This is a genomic window from Paucilactobacillus vaccinostercus DSM 20634 (assembly GCF_001436295.1).
In the GTDB taxonomy this organism is placed as follows: domain Bacteria; phylum Bacillota; class Bacilli; order Lactobacillales; family Lactobacillaceae; genus Paucilactobacillus; species Paucilactobacillus vaccinostercus.
The window spans coordinates 230,657-251,738 of the sequence record NZ_AYYY01000063.1 but is presented as its reverse complement, the minus strand read 5'-3'; the positions used below and the strand labels follow the sequence as shown (position 1 = coordinate 251,738).

17 protein-coding genes and 1 other annotated feature are annotated in these 21,082 nt (G+C 42.1%); of the genes, 1 reads left to right on the top strand and 16 read right to left on the bottom strand.

The features are described 5' to 3' along the window. Window positions 1-4: 4 nt before the first annotated feature. The 10 genes from ruvA to yfmF form a co-directional block, all read right to left on the bottom strand. A complete protein-coding gene (ruvA, locus tag FC26_RS11685; RefSeq protein WP_057780977.1) occupies window positions 5-604 on the bottom strand; it encodes a Holliday junction branch migration protein RuvA in 600 nt (199 codons plus the stop codon). A gap of 83 nt (window positions 605-687) precedes the next feature. After that, window positions 688-2,655 carry a DNA mismatch repair endonuclease MutL gene (gene mutL / locus FC26_RS11680; protein ID WP_057780975.1) on the bottom strand — a complete coding sequence of 656 codons (1,968 nt, stop codon included), beginning with the start codon at window positions 2,653-2,655 and terminating at the stop codon, window positions 688-690. Window positions 2,656-2,679: 24 nt separating this feature from the next. Beyond that, window positions 2,680-5,289, bottom strand: a complete 2,610-nt coding sequence (gene mutS, locus FC26_RS11675; protein WP_083483852.1) for a DNA mismatch repair protein MutS — start codon at window positions 5,287-5,289, stop codon at window positions 2,680-2,682. 149 nt (window positions 5,290-5,438) lie between these two features. Further along, the gene (rny, locus tag FC26_RS11670; RefSeq protein WP_057780969.1) at window positions 5,439-6,998 is read right to left on the bottom strand and encodes a ribonuclease Y; all 1,560 of its coding nucleotides are present in this window, start codon (window positions 6,996-6,998) and stop codon (window positions 5,439-5,441) included. A 184-nt stretch (window positions 6,999-7,182) separates the two neighbouring features. After that, window positions 7,183-8,238, bottom strand: coding sequence for a recombinase RecA (gene recA, locus FC26_RS11665; RefSeq protein ID WP_057780961.1), 1,056 nt, complete (start codon window positions 8,236-8,238; stop codon window positions 7,183-7,185). Window positions 8,239-8,328: 90 nt separating this feature from the next. Further along, window positions 8,329-9,570 (bottom strand): competence/damage-inducible protein A, encoded by a 1,242-nt coding sequence (locus FC26_RS11660; RefSeq protein ID WP_057780959.1) that lies wholly within the window; start codon window positions 9,568-9,570, stop codon window positions 8,329-8,331. 99 nt (window positions 9,571-9,669) lie between these two features. Beyond that, on the bottom strand, window positions 9,670-10,254 hold the full coding sequence (pgsA, locus tag FC26_RS11655; RefSeq protein ID WP_057780956.1) for a CDP-diacylglycerol--glycerol-3-phosphate 3-phosphatidyltransferase: 585 nt from the start codon (window positions 10,252-10,254) through the stop codon (window positions 9,670-9,672). A 28-nt stretch (window positions 10,255-10,282) separates the two neighbouring features. Then, on the bottom strand, window positions 10,283-11,203 hold the full coding sequence (locus FC26_RS11650) for a helix-turn-helix domain-containing protein (RefSeq protein ID WP_057780953.1): 921 nt from the start codon (window positions 11,201-11,203) through the stop codon (window positions 10,283-10,285). Between the two features lie 84 nt (window positions 11,204-11,287). Beyond that, a complete protein-coding gene (gene yfmH, locus FC26_RS11645; protein WP_057780951.1) occupies window positions 11,288-12,589 on the bottom strand; it encodes an EF-P 5-aminopentanol modification-associated protein YfmH in 1,302 nt (433 codons plus the stop codon). Beyond that, a complete protein-coding gene (gene yfmF, locus FC26_RS11640; RefSeq protein ID WP_057780949.1) occupies window positions 12,586-13,839 on the bottom strand; it encodes an EF-P 5-aminopentanol modification-associated protein YfmF in 1,254 nt (417 codons plus the stop codon). Before yfmF ends, yfmH begins: the two co-directional genes overlap by 4 nt. Before the next feature lie 263 nt (window positions 13,840-14,102). On the opposite strand from yfmF, the gene FC26_RS11635 reads away from it, so the two are divergent. Beyond that, the gene (locus FC26_RS11635; RefSeq protein ID WP_057780946.1) at window positions 14,103-15,461 is read left to right on the top strand and encodes an aspartate kinase; all 1,359 of its coding nucleotides are present in this window, start codon (window positions 14,103-14,105) and stop codon (window positions 15,459-15,461) included. A 58-nt stretch (window positions 15,462-15,519) separates the two neighbouring features. On the opposite strand, the gene cls is transcribed toward FC26_RS11635, so the two are convergent. The 6 genes from cls to mreC all read right to left on the bottom strand — a co-directional run bounded on the left by cls (window position 15,520) and on the right by mreC (window position 21,073). Further along, entirely contained in the window at window positions 15,520-16,968 is a 1,449-nt protein-coding gene (gene cls / locus FC26_RS11630; protein WP_057780943.1) for a cardiolipin synthase, read from the bottom strand. A gap of 65 nt (window positions 16,969-17,033) precedes the next feature. After that, window positions 17,034-17,879: an amino acid ABC transporter substrate-binding protein gene (locus tag FC26_RS11625; protein ID WP_420835232.1), complete on the bottom strand. Its 846-nt coding sequence runs from the start codon at window positions 17,877-17,879 to the stop codon at window positions 17,034-17,036. A gap of 21 nt (window positions 17,880-17,900) precedes the next feature. After that, window positions 17,901-18,551, bottom strand: coding sequence for an amino acid ABC transporter ATP-binding protein (locus FC26_RS11620; protein WP_057780940.1), 651 nt, complete (start codon window positions 18,549-18,551; stop codon window positions 17,901-17,903). Window positions 18,552-18,566: 15 nt separating this feature from the next. After that, complete coding sequence (locus tag FC26_RS11615; RefSeq protein ID WP_057780937.1) at window positions 18,567-19,214, bottom strand: amino acid ABC transporter permease; 648 nt, start codon at window positions 19,212-19,214, stop codon at window positions 18,567-18,569. Between the two features lie 171 nt (window positions 19,215-19,385). Then, window positions 19,386-19,615: a binding site (T-box leader), on the bottom strand. Between the two features lie 58 nt (window positions 19,616-19,673). Then, window positions 19,674-20,210 (bottom strand): rod shape-determining protein MreD, encoded by a 537-nt coding sequence (mreD, locus tag FC26_RS11610; RefSeq protein ID WP_057780934.1) that lies wholly within the window; start codon window positions 20,208-20,210, stop codon window positions 19,674-19,676. Window positions 20,211-20,221: 11 nt separating this feature from the next. Continuing rightward, window positions 20,222-21,073, bottom strand: coding sequence for a rod shape-determining protein MreC (gene mreC, locus FC26_RS11605; RefSeq protein WP_057780927.1), 852 nt, complete (start codon window positions 21,071-21,073; stop codon window positions 20,222-20,224). Window positions 21,074-21,082 lie beyond the last annotated feature (9 nt).

Here is a 21,082-nt window from a genome sequence, read left to right as displayed (position 1 = left end):
TCAATTATTTTGTGAGTAATGTCAATCCATGCCGAAGATACTCGTCGGTAGTGGTTGTCGGTAACTCCCGTAACTTTTTGGCAATCTTTTCGACTTCTTTACTCCGATACCCCAGCGCCTCTAAAGCGGCAAGGGCATCTTGTAAGGCCGGCTGATCAGTTGTTTGCGTTGCGTTGGTTTCATGGAATAAATCTGGTTGACTCAACTGCCCAATTTTATCCTTCAAATCCAATATAATTTGGCCGGCTGTTTTCTTGCCAATGCCTGGGAACTTCGTCAAATAAGCAACGTCATCCCCGGCAATTGCGTCAACCAAACCACTGTGATCGGTATTCGCTAAAATAGCAAGGGCACTTTTCGGGCCAATTCCAGAAACATTAATCAATTTTTCAAATAGTGCTTTTTCTTCTTGGTCGTAAAAACCATACAGTGCCATATCATTATCTCGAACTGCTTGGTACACAAAAATGCGCACCTTTTTTTGATCATCTTCTTGGTAACGATATGGATTAGCCGTCATTAACTTATACCCAACACCGTGCACATCTAGTACAACAAATGCTGGTGTCACAATCGTCACGAAGCCTTCAAAATACTCAAACATGGTTTTTCCTACCTTTTTTCAATATCCGTACAATTGTATCATATCTCGTTCCGACTGACCCGTTCGACCACCGGTTTCGCTAATTAAAATTCGTGTTCATCAAATTCAGCCGCATAGGGATCGTGGCTATCTTGAATCCGTTTAAACATTTTTTCTAGTTCCGTATTATCAAAATGAATCAGCACTGGCCGACCATGGGGGCAATTAAAGGGATTTTCGCACTCTGGCAGCCGTTTTAACAAAGCTTTGGCCTGTTGATCGTCCAGATGGTGATTCGCCTTAATAGCACGCTTACAACTCATCATAATGGCCGTCTTCTCCCGAAACTGTGCCACTGTCAGCCGCCCATCCTTAATAATCCAGTCAATCATCTCTCGAATTGTCGCTTCTTCTTGCCCCTGCTTGATCCAGGTGGGGTGCGAATGGACCACAAAACTATTTTGTCCAAAGGACTCTAAGTACAGGCCAACCTGTTTTAAAGTATCTAAATGATCACTAATCGTTAAGACATCTACCGTCGAATAATCCAATACAAGTGGAATAAGTAAGTTTTGCTGATCATCACTCACTTCACCAATCTTTTGGCGGTAATATTCGTAATTAATACGTTCCTGTGCTGCATGTTGATCAACAATGTATAGGCCATCACTAGCTTGCGCCAACAAGAATGTTCCATGCATCTGCCCCAAATATTGCAACTGTGGAAACCGTTCTTTTTCAGACGTGCTGGTCGGTTCGAGTTCTAATTCAGTATTAGTGCCCGCTGAAGCTTCATTGACCTGAGCTGGGCTGGCTACCACTTCTTGTGGGTAACGAGCCGTAAAGGCCTGCATTGCCGGACCGTTCAGTTCAGCACGGTGTTTAATCACAATCGGCGTGACTTCAGCAACTGCCTCATCGCCCACGGACGCCGACACTGGTGCTTGTTCATCACTATTGACGTGTTCTGACGGCGCTCCATCATTAACCGGATAGGTAATAGAAGCTTCGTTTAAATTCTTTTGTAGCGCGCTAAAATCAATGGCCGGTGCTTGATGAAAGTCTTCAAGGACATCTGGAATGAGATTTTGTTTCGCCATCTGTTGTTGGATGGCCATCGTAATGAGCCCCTCCAACTGGCTTTCCTTACTGATTCGAACTTCTTTTTTCGCTGGGTGCACGTTGACATCAATCAACACTGGGTCTAGTTCAATCAACAGTACACTCATTGGGAACCGACCAATCATCAGCTTTGAGCCATATCCCTGAATAATTGCCTTAGTAAGTTGGAAATTACGAATATAGCGTTGGTTAATAATGATCGAAATATATTGCCGAGAGGAACGAGTCACCTCGGGTAGCGATGTGAAGCCGCGAACAGAAAAGTCCGGATCCTGCGTTTCAATTGGTATCATTTTTTGTGCATTCGTATTGCCATAAATTGCAGCAATCACCTGTTGGAGGTTACCATTCCCCACCGTTCGAAGTAATTCACGCTCATTATGGGTTAACGAAAATGCGACCTCAGCGTGAGCTAATGCCAAGCGATCGACAATATCGGTAATTTGAGCTAACTCCGTCTGTGGTGATTTTAAATATTTTAACCGTGCCGGAGTATTAAAAAATAAGTCGGTGACGGTAATATCAGTTCCCGGCCGGGCCGTTGCGGGCTTCATCGTGATGGTTTCACCGCCGCGAATATGAATTTCCGTTCCCTGCTCACTGCCGGTTGCCGTTGTCATAATCACGTCTGCAACGGACGCGATACTTGGCAAAGCTTCACCCCGAAATCCGAGCGTTTTAATGCGAAAGAGGTCCTTGGGACTTTGTATTTTACTGGTCGCGTGCCGTTTAAACGCAATTGCCACATCTGCCTGATCAATTCCGTCGCCGTCGTCAATAATCCGGATTTGACCTAAACCTGCTTCGGTAACAATGATGTCGATTTGTCGACTATGGGCATCCAACGCGTTTTCAACCAATTCTTTGACGATTGAAGCTGGCCGCTCAATCACTTCACCAGCGGCAATTTGATCCGCGAGTACGTCACTTAGTTCATGGATTTGACTCACTGTGTCCTCCCTCCTAGCACTTGACTACTGTAGTTTCTGTTGCCATTCATACATTTTATTCATAACATCCATTGGGGTCATGGCCATCAAATTCAAATGTTTTAACTGCTCTAACACCTTGTTAGTCTTCGGATCAACATCGACAGGGTCAAATAAAGCCAGTTGATCGGCTTCGTGGGCATCTACCTCATAGTCTTGGGCGGGTTCCTCAGAAGATTCTGGTAGCTGCCCAACTACTGGTTGTGCAGCAACGGTTGTTGGCTTTTCTTGTGGCAGTGTAACCGCCTTTTCCTCTAGTCCCTGCAAAATATCGTTAGCACGCATCAAAAGACTGGCAGGCATACCAGCAAGTTTGGCCACATGAATCCCGTATGATTGATCTGCCGGTCCGTCTTCAACTTTGTGTAAAAATACCAGTTCTCCGTTTTTCTCCACGGCGCCCACATGAACATTCTTTAATGCCGATAATGTCTGATCTAAATCCGTTAATTCGTGGTAATGGGTTGAGAAAAGGGTTTTGGCATGTACTTTCTCGTGGACAAACTCAATAATTGCTTGCGCCAAAGCCATTCCATCATATGTGGCTGTCCCCCGACCAATTTCATCAAATAAAATCAGGCTATTTTCACTCGCATGACTCAGCGCGTTATTCGCTTCCTGCATTTCAACCATAAACGTACTTTGACCAGAAATTAGATCATCGGCGGCCCCAATTCGCGTGAAAATCTGATCAAAAATTGGTAATTGTGCCTTCTTGGCAGGTACAAAGCATCCCATCTGTGCCATCACCACCGTTAATGCTAATTGCCGCATATAGGTGCTCTTACCAGACATGTTGGGACCGGTGATCAGTAAAATCGTGGTTTGATCGTTCATGACAACATCATTAGGAACATAAGTTTGATGACCCATAAATTTTTCGACAACTGGGTGTCGTCCCTCTTCGATTTCCAAATCGTGACCACGGGTGAAACTAGGTCGCACAAAATGATAAGTTTCACTTACTACTGCAAAGCTTTGTAAAACGTCTAACTGTGCCACCTGCTTGGCTAATTGTTGTAGGCGTTCAATTGAGGCCTTCACCTGTTCTCGAATCTGGGTAAACAGCGAATATTCAAGAGCCGTAGACTTATCCTGTGCCTCAAGAATTAACGATTCCTTTTCCTTTAATTCCGGTGTTGAAAACCGTTCCGCATTCGTTAACGTCTGTTTACGTTCATAACGGTCATCGGGGAGTTTACCTAAGTTCGCCTTGGTAACCTCGATATAATAGCCAAACACATGGTTAAACCCGATTTTTAGGTTGTTGATCCCAGTAGTCTGCCGCTCTTGAGCCTCCAACTGGGCAATCCATTGCTTCCCATTCTTCATCGCATCACGGTACTCATCTAGTTGCGTATTATAATGATCCTTAATCACACCACCATCGGTGACCGAAATGGGGGACTCTTCGTCAATTGACCGATCTAATAAGTCTACAATATCATCTAACGGATCCAACGTTGTCAATAACTGGTCAAACACTGGTGAATTAAGCGACTCGAGGACGTACCGAATTTTGGGGATCTGTTGTAACGAAGTTTTTAACTGGATCAGATCACGACCATTCACACTTCCGTAAGCGACACGACCGGCTAACCGTTCAAGATCGTATACTTTCGTCAATTCATCTTGTAGGTTACTCCGTTCAAAGTAATGATCCAATAAGACCTGAACCTTATCTTGGCGTTGCTCAATTTCAGTTTCATTCAGTAACGGTCGATCCAGCCATTGTTTGAGTAGCCGACTTCCCATTGCGGTTTTAGTCTCATCGAGCAACCAAACGAGGGTTCCCTGCTTCTTACCACTACGAATATTGGTCGTTAATTCTAGATTATACTTAGAATAATGATCCATCTTCAAAAAGTATGATGGTTCATATGCCACTGCCCGTTGAAGATGAGCCAGCGTTCGCTTTTGGGTGGTCGTCAAATACGACACTAGTGATCCCACAACCTGTTTTTCCAGTTGACTGGTTAAATCTTGTGACAAATAGCTAACTTCTGCGGACTCAACAATCTCGTTTTGATGTGATACAAGAATTGACTGGGCAGCAAATCGATCCGTCAATTGTGCCGCCACAGAATCGTCGACTACAATTTCCTTGGTTCGTAAATTAATCATTTCGTTGAGCAACGAATCACTTGTGTCAAGCACGCTCGTTTTTAATTCACCGGTTGATAAATCCGCATACGCAAATCCATACTGGGTGCCTTGCTGAATTAATGCTGTCAAATAATTGTTATCTCGTGCTTGATCACCGGATAAATCCATCTGGGTTCCAGGGGTCACTAAGCGCGTCACTTCACGCTTAACCATCCCCTTCGCCAACTTGGGGTCTTCCATCTGTTCACAGATAGCAACTTTATACCCCTGATCAATTAAAATATCAACGTAGTTTTGAACCGCATGATGGGGCACCCCGCACATCGGAATAGGATGAACTGAATTTTTGTTTCGTTGTGTGAGCGTCAACTCTAGTAATTGTGATCCCTTAATCGCATCATCATTAAATAACTCATAAAAATCACCTAATCGATAAAATAAAAATGCGTCCGGATACTGATCTTTAACCGCCTGATATTGTTTCATCATTGGCGTTTCACTTGTCTTTGTTGACACTGATTTCACCTCATTAAATTAATAGTATAATTCTACCACGTTTCATTGCTTTTTATCGTCGATTCTATCTGCAGATCAACAACAAATAAGGATTGAAGGAAGTCATCAACTCCCTCCAATCCTTATTTAGCGTAATCTACTGAACGAACTTCTCGAATAACAGTTACCTTGATATGGCCTGGATATTCCAGGTCTTTTTCAATTTCCTGTTTAATATCATGTGAGAGCTCCGTTGCCTGCAAGTCTGAAATCATCTTTGGCTTAACGATCACACGGACTTCTCGTCCAGCCTGAATGGCATAACTATGATCCACACCACGATGCTTGTTCGCAATACTCTCCAATTGCTTTAATCGTTGAATATAGTTCTCAAGTGATTCACTTCTGGCACCTGGACGGGCACCCGAAATAGCATCCGATGTTGCAACAAGGACAGCGATTACAGATTCCGGTTCAACATCCCCATGATGAGACGCGATTGTATTAATCACAACCGGATTTTCTTTATACTTCGTAGTCAGTTCAACACCTAATTCAACGTGTGAACCTTCCACTTCATGATCAACTGCTTTACCGATATCGTGTAATAATCCCGCGCGCTTTGCTAATGTAACATCCTCACCAAGTTCAGCAGCCAAGATTCCTGCTAACTTGGCAACTTCAATCGAATGATCCAACACATTTTGCCCGTAACTCGTCCGATACTTCATCCGTCCGATAATTTTAATCAAATCTGGATGAATCGAATGAATTCCTAGATCAAAGACAGTTTGCTCCCCAGTTTCCCGTAATTGTTGATCCATTTCCTTTTGTGCTTTTTCAACGGCTTCTTCAATCCGTGCCGGATGAATCCGACCATCTTGAATCAACTTTTCAAGCGCAATTTTGGCAATTTCACGACGAACAGGATCAAAGCCGCTAAGTACTACTGCTTCAGGGGTATCATCAATAATCAAATCAATCCCAGTCAACGTTTCAAGCGTTCGAATATTTCGGCCTTCCCGACCGATAATCCGACCCTTCATATCATCATTGGGCAAAGTTACCACCGATACAGTCGTTTCAGAAACCATATCCGCGGCACTTCGCTGAATTGCACTGACAATCAAGTTCTTAGCCTTTTTATCCGCTACTGCAGCAGCTTCTTGTTCACTATCCCGAATCATGATTTCGCGTTCGTGTTTCAACTGTTTCTTCATTGCATCAAGAATTTCAGTTCGCGCGTCCTCTTGAGACATCTCCGCCACTCTTTCAAGTTCAGCCTGGCGTTGGTCAATCAATTCTGTTACTTGTTGTTGATCTTTTTGAATCTGCTCTTCTTGCTTGCCTAACTTATTTTCTCGCGCGCTCAGAACATTTTCGCGTTTTTCAAGGGCATTATCTTTGCGATCAAGTGTCGTTTCACGTTGTAATAATCGGTCTTCTTGCTTTTGAACTTCCGCACGTCGACCCTTTAGCTCTTCTTCAACGCTTTCACGATACTGATGACTTTCTTCTTTGGCTTCTAAAACAGCTTCTTTTTTTGCAGTCTCAGCTTCCTTTTTCGCATCAGAGATAATTCCTTCGGCACTATTGTGGGCCTGATCAAGTTGGCGTTCATAAGACGTTTTCTTGGCCATGTATCCCACAATGACTCCGACAACAATAGCGATCGCGGCGAGAATTATGCTTAGTGCATTCATTTTTTCACCTCCGCATCAACTATTAAATTGCTGTTGGTCAAATAATCTATTTAATTTAACGTGTTAATTGATTATTTACACTGTGTTAATTCTAATATTGCACGGTAAACATGTCAACTAATTGTCAAGTTTATGCGTACAAAAAAGATGGCATTTCAAATGCATGCCATCTTTTCAAAATTAATTACTCTTGAGAATCATCTAAATTTAATTCACTGGGATCAGTATTCTCTGTATCAACACTATCGTCAGCTTCCATTCCATACGCAACTCGAACTTTGTGCATAAGCTCTTCCATCTTGTCGGGATGATCAGCTAAGTATTGTTTAGCATTTTCTCGTCCCTGTCCAATCCGGTCATCACCATATGAATACCAGGCACCACTCTTATTAACCAAGTCTTTCTCAACGGCCATATCAAGTAATTCACCAGTTTTGGAAATTCCTTGCCCGTACATGATATCAAGTTCAGCACGCCGGAACGGTGGCGCAACTTTATTCTTGACGACTTTAATCTTTGTCCGGTTACCAATCACATTGGTCCCATCCTTAATCTGTTCAGCACGTCGAATTTCCAACCGAATTGTTGAGTAGAATTTAAGGGCCCGTCCACCGGGTGTTGTTTCGGGATTACCAAACATGACACCGACTTTTTCACGGATTTGGTTAATAAAAATAGCAATTGTCTTCGTTTTATTAATTGAGCCAGACAATTTCCGTAAGGCCTGTGACATCAAACGGGCTTGCAATCCAACATGCGCATCACCCATTTCGCCTTCAATTTCAGCGCGAGGCACTAAGGCCGCCACTGAATCGATTACCACGATGTCAACCGCACCACTGGAAATCAAGGCATCAGCAATTTCCAATCCCTCTTCCCCAGTATCTGGTTGCGATAATAGCAGCGCGTCGATATTAACCCCTAGCGCTTCCGCATACTGTGGATCAAGCGCATTTTCGGCATCGATATAGGCCGCAGTGCCACCTTGTTTCTGAACTTCAGCAACGGCATGCAGTGCAACCGTTGTTTTACCAGAACTTTCAGGACCATACATTTCAACGATTCGTCCCCGCGGGTAACCACCCACGCCCAGTGCATCATCAAGTGCAATTGACCCACTAGAAACAGTAGCAATTTTCATATCGGCTTGATCGCCCATTCGCATGATTGATCCCTTACCGAAGTTTTTTTCAATTTTTCTTAGGGCAGCATCTAAGGCTGCCTGTCTTGCATCAGCCAATTGTGTTCCTCCTTAAAATGGAAACTCATTCTTAATTAATAATATCAGTTCTATCCCAAAAAGCAAGCAAAAAACGAACAAAAGTTCGCTTTATTTTAGTCGTCGATACAATTCATAAAACATCTGCCACACACTTTTTTCTCGCACTGTTTGTCGATCAGCGTTGGAGACGTGCAGTTCGAATGCTTGTGTTGCTTGTCCGGTTTGAGCAATCGCCATCCACACTGTTCCTGGCAATTGACCTTCTAGTGAATCCGGACCTGCTACTCCTGTAAATGACACCCCAATGTCCGCTTTCATAAGCGCACGGCTTTTTTCCGCCATTTGTCGCGCAACTGGTTCGCTCACTACCCCATATTGTGCAATGACGTGATGCTCAATCCCCAGCAGTTGTTCCTTAACCTCATCGGCATATGTCACAAAACCCCCATGAAATACACTTGAGGCACCACTGATATTACATAACGTTGACTGAAACAAACCGGCTGTCAAACTTTCAGCAGCTGTAATCATTAGATGCTGCTGCTTTAACCGGGTCACAACCTGCTGGACGATAGATTGTTCAGCTCGGTTACCCAAGTAATACTCACTAAGTGTGGTTTGAATTTTGTTTTCCAGTTTTGTAAGCTGCGCTACAATTGCTGGACTATCCGTCGATGCAGTCAGCCGTACCTTAATGGCATGGTCCTGAGCATATGATGCAATTGAAAGCCGTGTATCAGGCACTACCATTGCCGTAATCCGGTTCATCAACTCCGACTCAGAAATTCCATAAAAAAACATATCGTGATTAACCAAATGCTGATCAAGCGCATACTTCTTTATTAGTAGTGGCCGGAGGGACTGTTCGAACATGGCCGTCATTTCATGAGGCGGTCCTGGTAAAATAACCACCGCCGCTTCAGGTGACGCTTGGTAAAAATCACCGATCGCCAAGCCATTGATGTTTGCAAGAATTTCTCCTCCCTGAAGATACTCAGCTTGTTTCTCATTACCAGCTACCATCCGTTTTTGCCGTGCTTGAAAATATGTTGTAATTCGTTGCATCTGAGCTGGATCAATTACTAACTTCGTTCCGAGTGCCTGAGCAACAGCCTGCTTCGTTTGATCATCCGCCGTCGGTCCCACACCACCGCAAACAATCACGAGTTCGTTTCGGTGAACCGCCGTATTAACCGCTGCTTCAATTCGGGGCATGTAGTCGCCTATCGTCGTTTGATAATGGGACTCAATACCAAGCTGCGCAAGTTGTTGTGCTAAGTAGGTAGCATTGGTATTTTGAATTTGTCCGAGTAAAATCTCCGTTCCGACCGTAATAATTTCCGCCTGCATTTTCATCCTCCTACATACTAAGTACGCATTTACTATTCATTTTAACGCTTAAAAATAAAAAAAGTTGAAAGTATATTCGACTTTCAACTTAACTATGGTTTATTTTAATCCGTCAGAAAATACTGATCGACCTTTAACAAAATAATCAATTCCTGAATATACTGTAAAGAACAAGCATACATACAGCATAATTTGCCCGAACGGAACATGGATCAATTCAAAGAAAACATTATTCAACAATAAGAAGATGATCGCAATAAATTGACTCACCGTTTTAATCTTACCGGGCATTTTGGCTGCCATTACTTCACCGTTAGTTTCAACAATTAATAACCGTAATCCAGTAACGGCCAACTCACGCCAAATAATAATAACGGAAACCCAAGCTGGCACAACATGCATCGATGTTAGAACGATAAATGCAGTCATTACCAGAATTTTGTCCGCCAACGGATCGGCAAACTTACCAAAATTGGTAACTAAATGATTCTTACGTGCAATAATACCATCCAAATTATCAGTAATGCAGGCTGCCACAAAAATGATCGCCGCAATCAGTTGGGTAACAGGAATTGTTACACCACCAAACGTAACGGCCCCCCAATGCAGTGGCAAGACCAGTAGTAACAGAAAGAATGGTACAATCACTAACCTTAAAGCAGTCAGTTTATTTGGTAAATTCACGAAAAAAGCCCCCTAAAAATTTTTAACACTAGTTGGACGAAGCGCTAGATGATGATGCCGTCGATGATCCATTTAAGTTTAAAGTTACCTTACGTACATTTGGATACTGACCATTCTTTGTCACATCAATCTTCTTGCCGTTCAATGTAATTGTTGTATACTTTGCATTTCCTAATGAAATGACAACTTTTTTTGCGGAACCCGCAACATTGACAGTCTGCGCACTATTAGCGGTTAATGTCTGACTAAATTGGCTCGTGCCATCCGTTGTCACCGAAATCCATGACCGTTGCGTTGGATCAAGCTTCAACTTTAACTTACCTGATTGACTGGCAGTCGTCACATCGAACACTGCAGCACTAGAACTTTGTGTTGTCGCAGTGACCTTGAGTTTACTGCTCTTCTTAGTCGTTGTTTTAGAAGAAGACGATGAGCTAGTCTTCTTACTACTGCTCTTTTGACTTGATTCACCTGAAACGGATACTGAACTACTATCGATATCGTTGTTATTAGAGCTCGATTTATGACCGTGCAGAGCCGTCATCCAAATAGCACCTAAAATAACAATAATAATCACAGCAATTACAACTGTTGGCAAATACTGACGGACCCGATCCAGTGAATCAACGCTCTTTTTCTGTCCAGCCCGTGTTTCGATCGCCTGTGACATGTGTTCAGAATATTCGCTGGATTTACTCTGAGGCAATAAATCATTATATTCCTTCAGTAACTCATCGCCGTTCAGTCCAACCGTATCAGCGTACTGCTTAATAAACGCCCGCACATAAAAATCCCCAGGTAGTTCATCAAACTTTTCATCTTCAATCGCAATTAAATACCGTCTCTGAATCTTAGTTGCTTGTTGCAAATCATCAAGCGTGTAACCCATTGAAACCCGCGCATCGCGCAATTTTTTCCCTATTTCAACTCGTGTATTTTCTTCTGACATGAACACTTTTTCTCCAATACTTTTGATCTTGTGTACGACGTCGATAGTATAGCATATTTCAGCGCTAAATTACTTAAACTTTACTTAATTCGAATGTCGTGGAACAATCTGATAAACAGAAATGCCCTGCGACTGGATAAACTCACGAGCAATGACGTATAAATCTTCAATCGTAATTGATTCCAGTACTGTAATTTCATCCAATAAATTAGTGGCCCCAAATAGTTTGCCAGCATACCGGTTCGCAATTGCTTCCGGTGAATCCAACAACGCAATCATGCGTCCCAATACAGCACGTTTAATATTATTAAACTGAGACGCGGCCGCTTCAATTTGTTGCTGAGCACTCTCTAAAATTCCAATAATTTCATCAGCAAATCGTTCAATGTGGTCAGTATCACTACTAAAGTAGGCAAAGTGGAATCCCCGCTGCATTTCAAAATTATAACTAAATGAATCATCAATAATACCGTTATTATACAATCTCAGGTAATTATCAACCGTATCATCAAACAAAATATCCAGCAATAATTCAACACCGAGGCGGTACTTAAGCCCCGCTTGACCAGCCGAAATTGGTTCTAATCCCCGGACACCCACCATTACCTTCGGCCGGGTCACATCCATTTCTAACGTCCGGAATGGAATAACATCCTGACCAGTTTCGTCGTTTAGTTCAAATTGAACCTCTGGTATCGTCACTTGATCAAAATGTTTCTGCTTCTGATTATCAGCAATCCACTCCATGGTCTCAGCAGGATCAACATTTCCAACAATAAAAAGGTTCATGTTGGCTGGTTGATAAAAGCTATCATAGGTCGAATATAGTGTGTCCGCAGTAATTTGGTCAATTGATTCCACCGTTCCCGCAATATCAATGTGCATTGGATCGTGTGGATAAAGATTTCCCAGCATTCCAAAGTAGAGGCGCCAATTAGGATCATCATCGTACATCTTAATTTCTTGTCCGATAATCCCCTTTTCTTTTTGAACCGTTTGTGATGAAAAATAGGGTTGCTCCACAAAATCCAGCAGCACATCCAAGCTTTCATGCACGTGCTGGGTCGTTGAAAATAAATAGCTCGTTTGGGTAAAGCTGGTGAAAGCATTTGAGTCAGCTCCCAATTCACCGAACAAATCAAAAGCGTCGTGATCAATTTTTTCAAACATTTTGTGTTCAAGAAAATGAGCGACACCGTCGGGAACAGTGATTAGCTCCTGCCCATTCACGGGTATAAACGTCCGATCGATTGAGCCAAAATCAACGGTTAAAATCGCATAAGTTTTATGGAAATTACGTTTAGGTAATACCTGCACTAGCAGGCCATTATCTAATTTTTGATCATAAATTGTTTCATCATACTTTGCATAATGATGCTCGTTCATTTCGTTAAATCTCCATTTAAATAGTAAATTGCCTGTAACTCAAGCAGTGATGCCACGTGCATCACTTGAGTTGCCGTAACATCCTCAATTTTTTGAACAACATCGTCAGCTGGGCGATCTAATAACGTTGAAATTAGTTGGCGCTCAGCAATATTGCCCGCAACATCCAAGCTGGCTTGAAATTGATTGATCAGGCTATCTTTCACTTCTCTAAGTAATTCCGCAGTGAATTCTCCCGCTTTAACAGCTTCAACCTGTTGCCCAATCAACACCCGGGCACGCTCATAATTAGTATTTTGAATACCGGTCTGAATTGATAACATGCCACTGAAACTATGGTACCGACTTGACGCATAGTACGCTAAGCTTTCTTTTTCACGCACATTTACAAATAATTTTGATAGCGGCGTGCCACCCAAAATCCCATTCATAACAACTGCTGCATAGTAATCTGGCTCGTTAAAATAAACTGGCAACTGATAAGCTAAATTCAACTTGGACTGGTTGATTGCCTGAATTTCATCCTTTTGAGTCACGTCCGGTCGTGCATCTTGATGATACATCATATCATGATCCGCCACTGGTCGCGGTGTGAAGTTGAATTCCTTAAACCGATCCACAACATGGCGCTCATCCACATCCCCTAAAACTACAATATTAATGCGATCTGAGGTAATCATTTGGCGATAGACTGGCACTAAATTTTCAGCATTCAATTGATCCAAATCCGCTAAACGGCCGAAGCTTGGAATCTGCATGATCGAATCATCATCAAAGTATAATTTTCGAAGCTGAGTTTCAGCATAGTACTGTTTATCATCATCAAGCGACTGAATCGCGCTTCTTAAATTAGCTCGCTGAAGATTAAACGTGGGTTCATCGAACGATTCATTATCAATCAATGGATTAAATAGCATCTCATGAATTAAATCAATGACGTTATCCAGTAACCCATCGTATGAATAGCGATCATTAATAAATCGCGCCTTCAATCGAACGGAATGCAACGTTCCTATACGCCCAACTCCAGTTCCAACGTCGGCACCGTACAATTGTGATAATTGTCGGGCAAGCGCCGTTTGCGTGGGATACTTATGCGTGCTGGTTTCTAGTAAGTCTCCCAGTAAACTTCTCGCCGTCGTATTTGCAGATGTTTGTGGGGTTCCAAAATTCACCACGATTTGATTACTCTTAAACTGTGACGTTTTAATAATGTGTAGTTCAACACCATCTGTTAGTTGAAAATACAAAGCAAATCCTCCATCTACCCTTAAAGTCATTTATGCTATCCCGTCTGTGGGAACGGATGTTACACCACCGAAAACTCATAATATAAGTCCCCAGTGGCTATTTGAACCGAAGTATCACATGTTAAATAATGATACGTTAAATCAATAAAAAATACAAACCTAATTTAAAAAATGAAAGTTTGATTAAAAAAATAGCCTGTTCTGAATTGTAACTACGTCGGGGTTTTGCTATCATGTTAGTTAACAAAAAGGAGAGAATAATTGTGAAGGTTATCAAATTCGGTGGCAGCTCATTAGCAAGTAGCCAACAGTTAAGAAAAGTGATTGAAATCGTTGAAGACGATCCCACTCGTCGGTGTGTTGTAGTATCAGCGCCTGGTAAACGTAATCCGGCTGATACCAAGGTCACAGACCTCTTGATTCGCTATGCCGATCAAGTGATCGCGGGAAGTGACTATACTAACGTTCAACAAGAAATTATTGCACGTTATCAAGAAATTGCACTGGGTTTTAATCTAACCCCCGAGGAATTTGCGCCAATTAAACGGGCCATTTTAAACCTCCCACTTAAAAAGTATCAGAATAATACATATCTAATGGCCGCATTCAAAGCACACGGTGAACGATTAAATGCCCAGCTAATTGCCCGGGTTTTCAATATCGTGGGAATTGCCGCCCAGTATTTAGATCCTAAGGATGCTGGAATGGTGGTCACAGATGTGCCTGATGATGCGCAAATTTTGCAGGAAAGCTATGCCAACATGCGTAAATGGCAAAATAATGCGCAGGTACTGGTTGTGCCAGGATTCTTTGCCTACAACGCCAACGGTGAAATTTGCACCTTCTCGCGCGGTGGTTCGGACATTACTGGTGCCGTGATGGCACGGGGCCTCAACGCCGACTTATACGAAAACTTTACCGACGTTGATGCAATCTACTCGGTTAACCCGAATATCGTTGCCCACCCACATGCGATCGCTCATATGACGTTTCGAGAAATGCGTGAACTATCATACGCCGGCTTTTCAGTATTTCATGATGAAGCTCTCATCCCCGCAATTCAAGGCGATATCGCCGTTAATGTGCGAAACACAAATCATCCTCAGGCACCGGGAACCATCATTTCAGCCCGCATAAAACCAAATAAAGACTACCCAGTCCGGGGAATTACAGCATCGAAACGTTTTTGTGGTCTTTACATCAGTAAATACTTGCTGAACAAAGAGGTGGGTTTCACTCGCAAAGTGCTTGATGTCCTCTATAAGTTCAATATCAGTTATGAGCACATGCCTTCCGGAATTGATGATATTACCATTATCATGTCGGAAGATAACCTGACACCCGAGTTGGAACAATCATTAATGGCCGAAATGCAAACTGCCATTCAACCGGATGAGATGCACATGATCCATGATTACGCAATTGTGATGGTCGTTGGTGAAGGCATGCATGATACAATTGGCATCATGGCAAAGGCAACTAAGGCCCTCGCTCAAGCTGGAATTCGACTCCAAATGATCAACCAAGGTGCCTCTGAAATTTCTATTATGTTTGGAGTGGCGCAGGATGAAGCAAATCAAGCCGTTGCCGCTTTATACAACGAATTCTTTCAACATGATTAACTAATAATCTAGTTCGACATCAAAAGGACGCCTCGGTGAGGCGTCCTTTTTTTTGATCTCATAAAATTGGTGCAAGTAACCGCGATAGTGTTTGCTTAATTTTAACCAGATGGGTTTGCTGTTGAAAATACTCCGATGTCAAAAAGCGTGATTTTTGCTGATCATGTAAAAAAATCAATTCGGTCGCATGTGCAAATTCACGGTCATACAAAAACGCATTCGCCTCAAAGTTCAACTTAAACGAGCGAATATCCATATTAGCAGATCCTATTGAAACCATCTTGCCGTCAATGACTACCATCTTAGAATGCATAAATCCATTTTCATACGTGTACACTTTTCCACCGGCATTCATCAACTCTCGCGAATAATACTCGGTTGCCCGATAAACAAACGGGTGATCCGGCCGATCGGGAATAATGAGCCGCACATCAATTCCGGCCGTCGCCGCAATTGACAAAGCTTCTAAGACGCTGACATCTGGTACAAAATAGGGAGATTCGATATAAATTGACTTTGTCGCAATCGAAATCATCTTCACGTATCCCTGCTTAATTTTCTCCCGGTCATCGTCTGGGCCACTAGAGACAATTTGCATACTCGTCGATCCATTCGAATTCGTACGAGGAAAATAGCGCTGATCAAATTTAACATGGTCACGTTTAGTAGTCGCATTCCAATCTAAAAAGAATCTACTTTGGATAGACAACACTGCGTCACCAACCACTCTCAAATGCGTATCACGCCAATATCCAAACCGTTCCTTGCGACTCAAATACTGATCACCGACGTTAAACCCACCGATATAACCCGTTTTACCATCAATAATGACCAATTTTCGGTGATCCCGAAAATTAAGCCGCAGTGTAAACGGCAAAAATTTAGAAGTTAAAAACGGCTCCACTTGACCGCCCAGCTCTACCAAATGCTTAAACAGCTTCTGTTTTGAACCATGGGATCCTAAAGTATCGTAAATTACCCGTACATGAACCCCATGACGGGCCTTCTTTTCTAGAATTCGAACAAATTCCTGCCCAATTCGATCGTTATACCACGTAAAAAATTCGATATTAATATGATGTTTCGCCCGCCGAACATCTTCAAAAATACTCTCAAATAGCTTTTCACCATCCGTATAAATCCGAACCGCATTCCGTTTCGTTAAAACGGCATTGTCAGTCTCCAGGAACAACCGAACCAACTCACGGGCCGAATTAGTCACCTGATTTGCTGGTAACAGTTCATTATCGTCATCCTTTAATTTTTGATTAGCAACGATCTGATCAATTCCCAAGGGTTCTTGTGCTTTCAAATCAAAGATGCGGCGATGTGAGAGCTTGCGTCCCGCAAATAGATACAACAAAAAGCCTAGTACTGGTAATGCTAACAATACCAGTAACCAGGCCCATGTGGCGGAAATATCGCGTTTTTCTCGAAACACAATAACAAAGGATGTAATCGTGTTAATAATGACCACAAAATCAATTAAAATCCACAAATCAAGCATCTTAGTTGCCGCCCCCATCAATTAATAGATTCAGCATAACAATAGTTGCCAAGTTTGTCACGGTTTTATGGCTTGCCAAGATAATTACTTGCCTCACCAAACCACTTTTCATTAATCTGCTTTAGCTGCCCATTCTTTTGCATTTTGCCAAGAGCAGTGTCAATCTTCTTCTTCAGTGTTACATCACCCTTACGCATTCCGACCGCAAAATCTTCGGCCGGGATCTGTTTGCTGATGTACGTGGAATAAGCGGAACTATCACTTTGATGTTTAATATAATACTGCGCATATACCTTATCCATCAAAATCCCCTGGATTCGGTTAGCATTTAAATCAATAAACGCTTCGGGGAATGTATCATACAGCACCGCTTTATGTCCCTTAATATAATCCTTCAACATTTTCGGATTTTTATCAAGCACATCGGTCCCCGTTGATCCATTTTGGACCCCCAGTGTCTTACCCTTCATATCGGCAAAATTAGTGATATGACTCTGCTTTTTAGTAACTAAAATTTGTTGATTTTGTGCATAGGGACGACTAAACAACACCGTCTTTTTCCGTGCATCCGTAATCGTGTAGCCGTTCCAAATCAAATCAATAGTCCCATTATTTAATTCAGTTTCTTTCATCGACCAGTCAATGGTTTGAAAATCAACCTTAATACCATACTGTTTAAATACGGCCCGGGCCAAGTCAATATCATATCCCACAAGTTTACCATTTTTTTGCCGGAATCCCATTGGCACAAAACTATCATCCAGACCAACTGTGACCTTACCTCGCCGTTCAATCTTGCTCCACGTATCCGTTGTGTGGGCACGCTTCGTAACACTTTCACAACCAGAAAGTAGTACCGTTGGCACGAGGATCACAATTAAGAGAAGCCATGTTTGCCATTTTTTGATCATTTTCTCTCCTCCTAATTGCGCTTATTTTTGGTTCAACTTATCCAGCGAACTAACCTCTAAGATATCATCCGCAATATTTTTAGCAAATTCCATATCATGCGTCACAACAAGCTGTGTCATGCCATCTTGTTTTAATCCTAAGATTAATTTTTCAACTTCCCGACGTAAATTTGGATCAAGCGCCGAGGTTGGTTCATCGTAGCACAGAATCTTCGGATGCATTGCCAACGCCCGTGCAATCGCGACACGTTGCTTTTGTCCACCAGACAATTGGAAGGGATAGAGATCGCCTTTTCCCTTGAGTCCGAGTTCAGCCAGCAAATTCTCAGCTTCCGCCTTGGCTTCATTCTTGTCCTTTTTTAAAACCATAGTTGGTGCCAACGTAATGTTATCAAATACAGATAAGTGCGGAAAAAGATTAAAATCTTGAAACACAACACCGATAACACTGTCTGACGTATCCGTTCCTTGTGGGTTGAATGATTGACCATCAATTAAAAATTCGCCTGAATCTGCTTTTTCCAATCCAGTAATGCATCGTAGCAAGGTTGTTTTTCCAGCCCCTGAAGGCCCAACAATACTCAAAACTTCGCGATCCTTAACCGTCACATTCATGTTGTCCAAGATTACTCGGCCGCTGAAACTCTTTTTTAAATTCTTAATCTCTAACATATTCGGATCCTCCGTTTATTTATAGTATGAATATCGTTGTTCGACCTTGTGTAATAGATACGTGCAGATCCCGACCAGAATCAGATAAATTATTCCGACTAGTAGTAGCGGAACCAACGTCACATCACGAGAAGTAGCCACATTACCAGCTCGTAACAGGTCACCTAACCCAATGACGTAGACCAACGATGAATCCTTAACAAGGTTGATAACCTCGTTTCCCACTGATGGCAACACAATCTTAACCACTTGAGGAATCACAATTTTACGTATCGTTTGCCAATAGCTTAACCGTAATACGCGAGCACTTTCGTACTGGCCGTTATCAATTGACTGTAACCCACCACGGAAAATTTCCGCGAAGTAAGCACCATAGTTCAAAATAAATGCAAATACCGCCGCATCATAACGATGGAACACAACCCCGATAATTGGTAGTCCGTAGAAAACAAAAATCAATTGGAGCAATAGTGGTGTGCCACGCATCAACCAAACATAAAAATCTAACACCCAACGAATTGGTTTAATATTCGAAGTCAGTCCTAAACTGACGACAATCCCTAATGGCAACGATCCAATTAATGTCCAGAAAAATAGCTGAAGTGTTAAACTAGCGCCCTGAAATAATGAGGGTAAAATTTCGGATATATAACTTAATGACATGAGTTAACCTCCCAGTTAATGAATTAGTCTAATTAATAGCAAACAAAAAGCGTCCTTGAGTTATTCACTCAAGAGGACGCATTATCGTGGTTCCACCTCTGTTTGTCCCTACTTCACAGCAAAGACCTCATTGAGTTTATTAATAAAAAACGCCCCCACAACCACTAGGGCTGTGAGGGCGACATCCGCGGTTCCACCTCAACGTTGTTAAGTTCTCGCGAACTTAACCTTAATAAGTTTATTAACAAACTCAACGTGGTAACGGGACTCCCCGGATTCTCCTACTAATTTCAGAAAATCAACTCACAGATGTGATTCCAATAGCAACCGTGCTTTCTTCTCAGCATCGAAAACTCTCTTTAACCGTCTGACTATCGTACTATTCTGTTCACCGTTTTTTATTATCGGGTACTATCGTAATACAGCATAAATTAATTGTCAATCACTAATATTAAAATTTCATGAGCGTGGCTCAACATTGTAGTGGGCATATAGCAATGAAATGGGGAAATATAACACAACGAAGTACACTAAATTCAGTGCTAACGTTGGCGCTAGTGTGTACAACAGAAAACTGCTGAAACTGGCATGTGCAATTCCAATAATCATATAAGCCAAATAATTCGCAAATTCAAAAACCGCTAAATCAATAAAATAAATCATAATCGCGGTTAAAAACGTAGGTGAGAAATATTTGCCAATTGCCCGAGTCAATCCAATGATTAATGGAAATAAAACCATGAACAGACCCAAAATACCGGAATAGTATAAATCAAACGCGATTCCCGTCACCACAGCAAATCCAGTCAGTGGAATTTGAACCTCATTTTCAAAGAAATATCCCAGTACCAGCCATAACAGCACCAAATGACTGACCATCGAATATGGGTAGCTAAAAAACGCACCACTAAACACGTTGCTCAATGCCCCATCCAAGAAAAAGGCGATCAATAAACCAATTGGAAAAACATATTTCAATTTTGATAATCTATACATTCAAATTACCTCTATGAATCAAGTTCAGCAACCGTCACAATATTAATATTGTTAAAGTTGGTGGCTGGTTTAATATAAATCTTTTTAGCTAAGCCGTAGTCATCTTCACTAACCTTAGCGACCTTTCCAACGTAAAGTCCCTTCGGCGTTACACCGCCCATTCCGCTAGTAATGACTTTGGTGCCCTTAGTAACCTTCACTTTTGAAGTCACATGACCCATCAAGAGTAATCCAGTTGATTTTTGATACCCGGTAATAATACCATTCACCGTTTTACCACTCTTATTTGAAATCTGAATTGCAAACCGGTTTGAAGCCTCATTACTGTCACTCAACAATTCAACTTTACTATTGGTCTTATTAACTTCGGAGATTCGGCCAACTAAACCAGAGCCAGATAACACTGGCATGTTCTTAGTCACACCAGATGTTTCCCCTTTATTGATAATCAGTTGGTTTTGCCAAGATGATGGCGTCCGTGTCATAACCGAAGCTGTCACTGTTGTGTAATCAGTTAATGAATGGTTCAGCTTTAATTCTTTCTTCAACTGCTTATTTTCTTCAGTTAAAGTCTGGTTACGTACCTTAACTTGAGCGAGTTCCGTTACCTGTTTCTTTAATAATCTGTTTTCTTGATAAGCATTCGTCAATTCCGACAAAGAATTGACTCCTGATTGAAAGGCGTTCACTGGATAAGCGACAACCGTGCTGGTAAACCCAACAATATCGTTACCAAACTGTTGAATCAATGGCGGTGTAGACCGTCGATTCCGCAACGCGACGGAACCACCCATCAGTCCAAAACACAGTACCAAGATTACAACAATCATCACTAAACGCTGATTCGAAAAAAACTTGCGCATTATTATCCT

Coding starts and splice junctions, on each gene's coding strand:
- yfmH (WP_057780951.1), bottom strand. CDS start 12,589: ATGAACGAGCATCATTATGCAAAGTATGATGAAACAATTTATGATCAA.
- rny (WP_057780969.1), bottom strand. CDS start 6,998: ATGAATGCACTAAGCATAATTCTCGCCGCGATCGCTATTGTTGTCGGA.
- FC26_RS11620 (WP_057780940.1), bottom strand. CDS start 18,551: ATGTTAGAGATTAAGAATTTAAAAAAGAGTTTCAGCGGCCGAGTAATC.
- mreD (WP_057780934.1), bottom strand. CDS start 20,210: ATGTATAGATTATCAAAATTGAAATATGTTTTTCCAATTGGTTTATTG.
- mreC (WP_057780927.1), bottom strand. CDS start 21,073: ATGCGCAAGTTTTTTTCGAATCAGCGTTTAGTGATGATTGTTGTAATC.
- FC26_RS11625 (WP_420835232.1), bottom strand. CDS start 17,879: ATGATCAAAAAATGGCAAACATGGCTTCTCTTAATTGTGATCCTCGTG.
- FC26_RS11615 (WP_057780937.1), bottom strand. CDS start 19,214: ATGTCATTAAGTTATATATCCGAAATTTTACCCTCATTATTTCAGGGC.
- mutS (WP_083483852.1), bottom strand. CDS start 5,289: ATGATGAAACAATATCAGGCGGTTAAAGATCAGTATCCGGACGCATTT.
- ruvA (WP_057780977.1), bottom strand. CDS start 604: ATGTTTGAGTATTTTGAAGGCTTCGTGACGATTGTGACACCAGCATTT.
- FC26_RS11650 (WP_057780953.1), bottom strand. CDS start 11,203: ATGTCAGAAGAAAATACACGAGTTGAAATAGGGAAAAAATTGCGCGAT.
- FC26_RS11660 (WP_057780959.1), bottom strand. CDS start 9,570: ATGCAGGCGGAAATTATTACGGTCGGAACGGAGATTTTACTCGGACAA.
- cls (WP_057780943.1), bottom strand. CDS start 16,968: ATGCTTGATTTGTGGATTTTAATTGATTTTGTGGTCATTATTAACACG.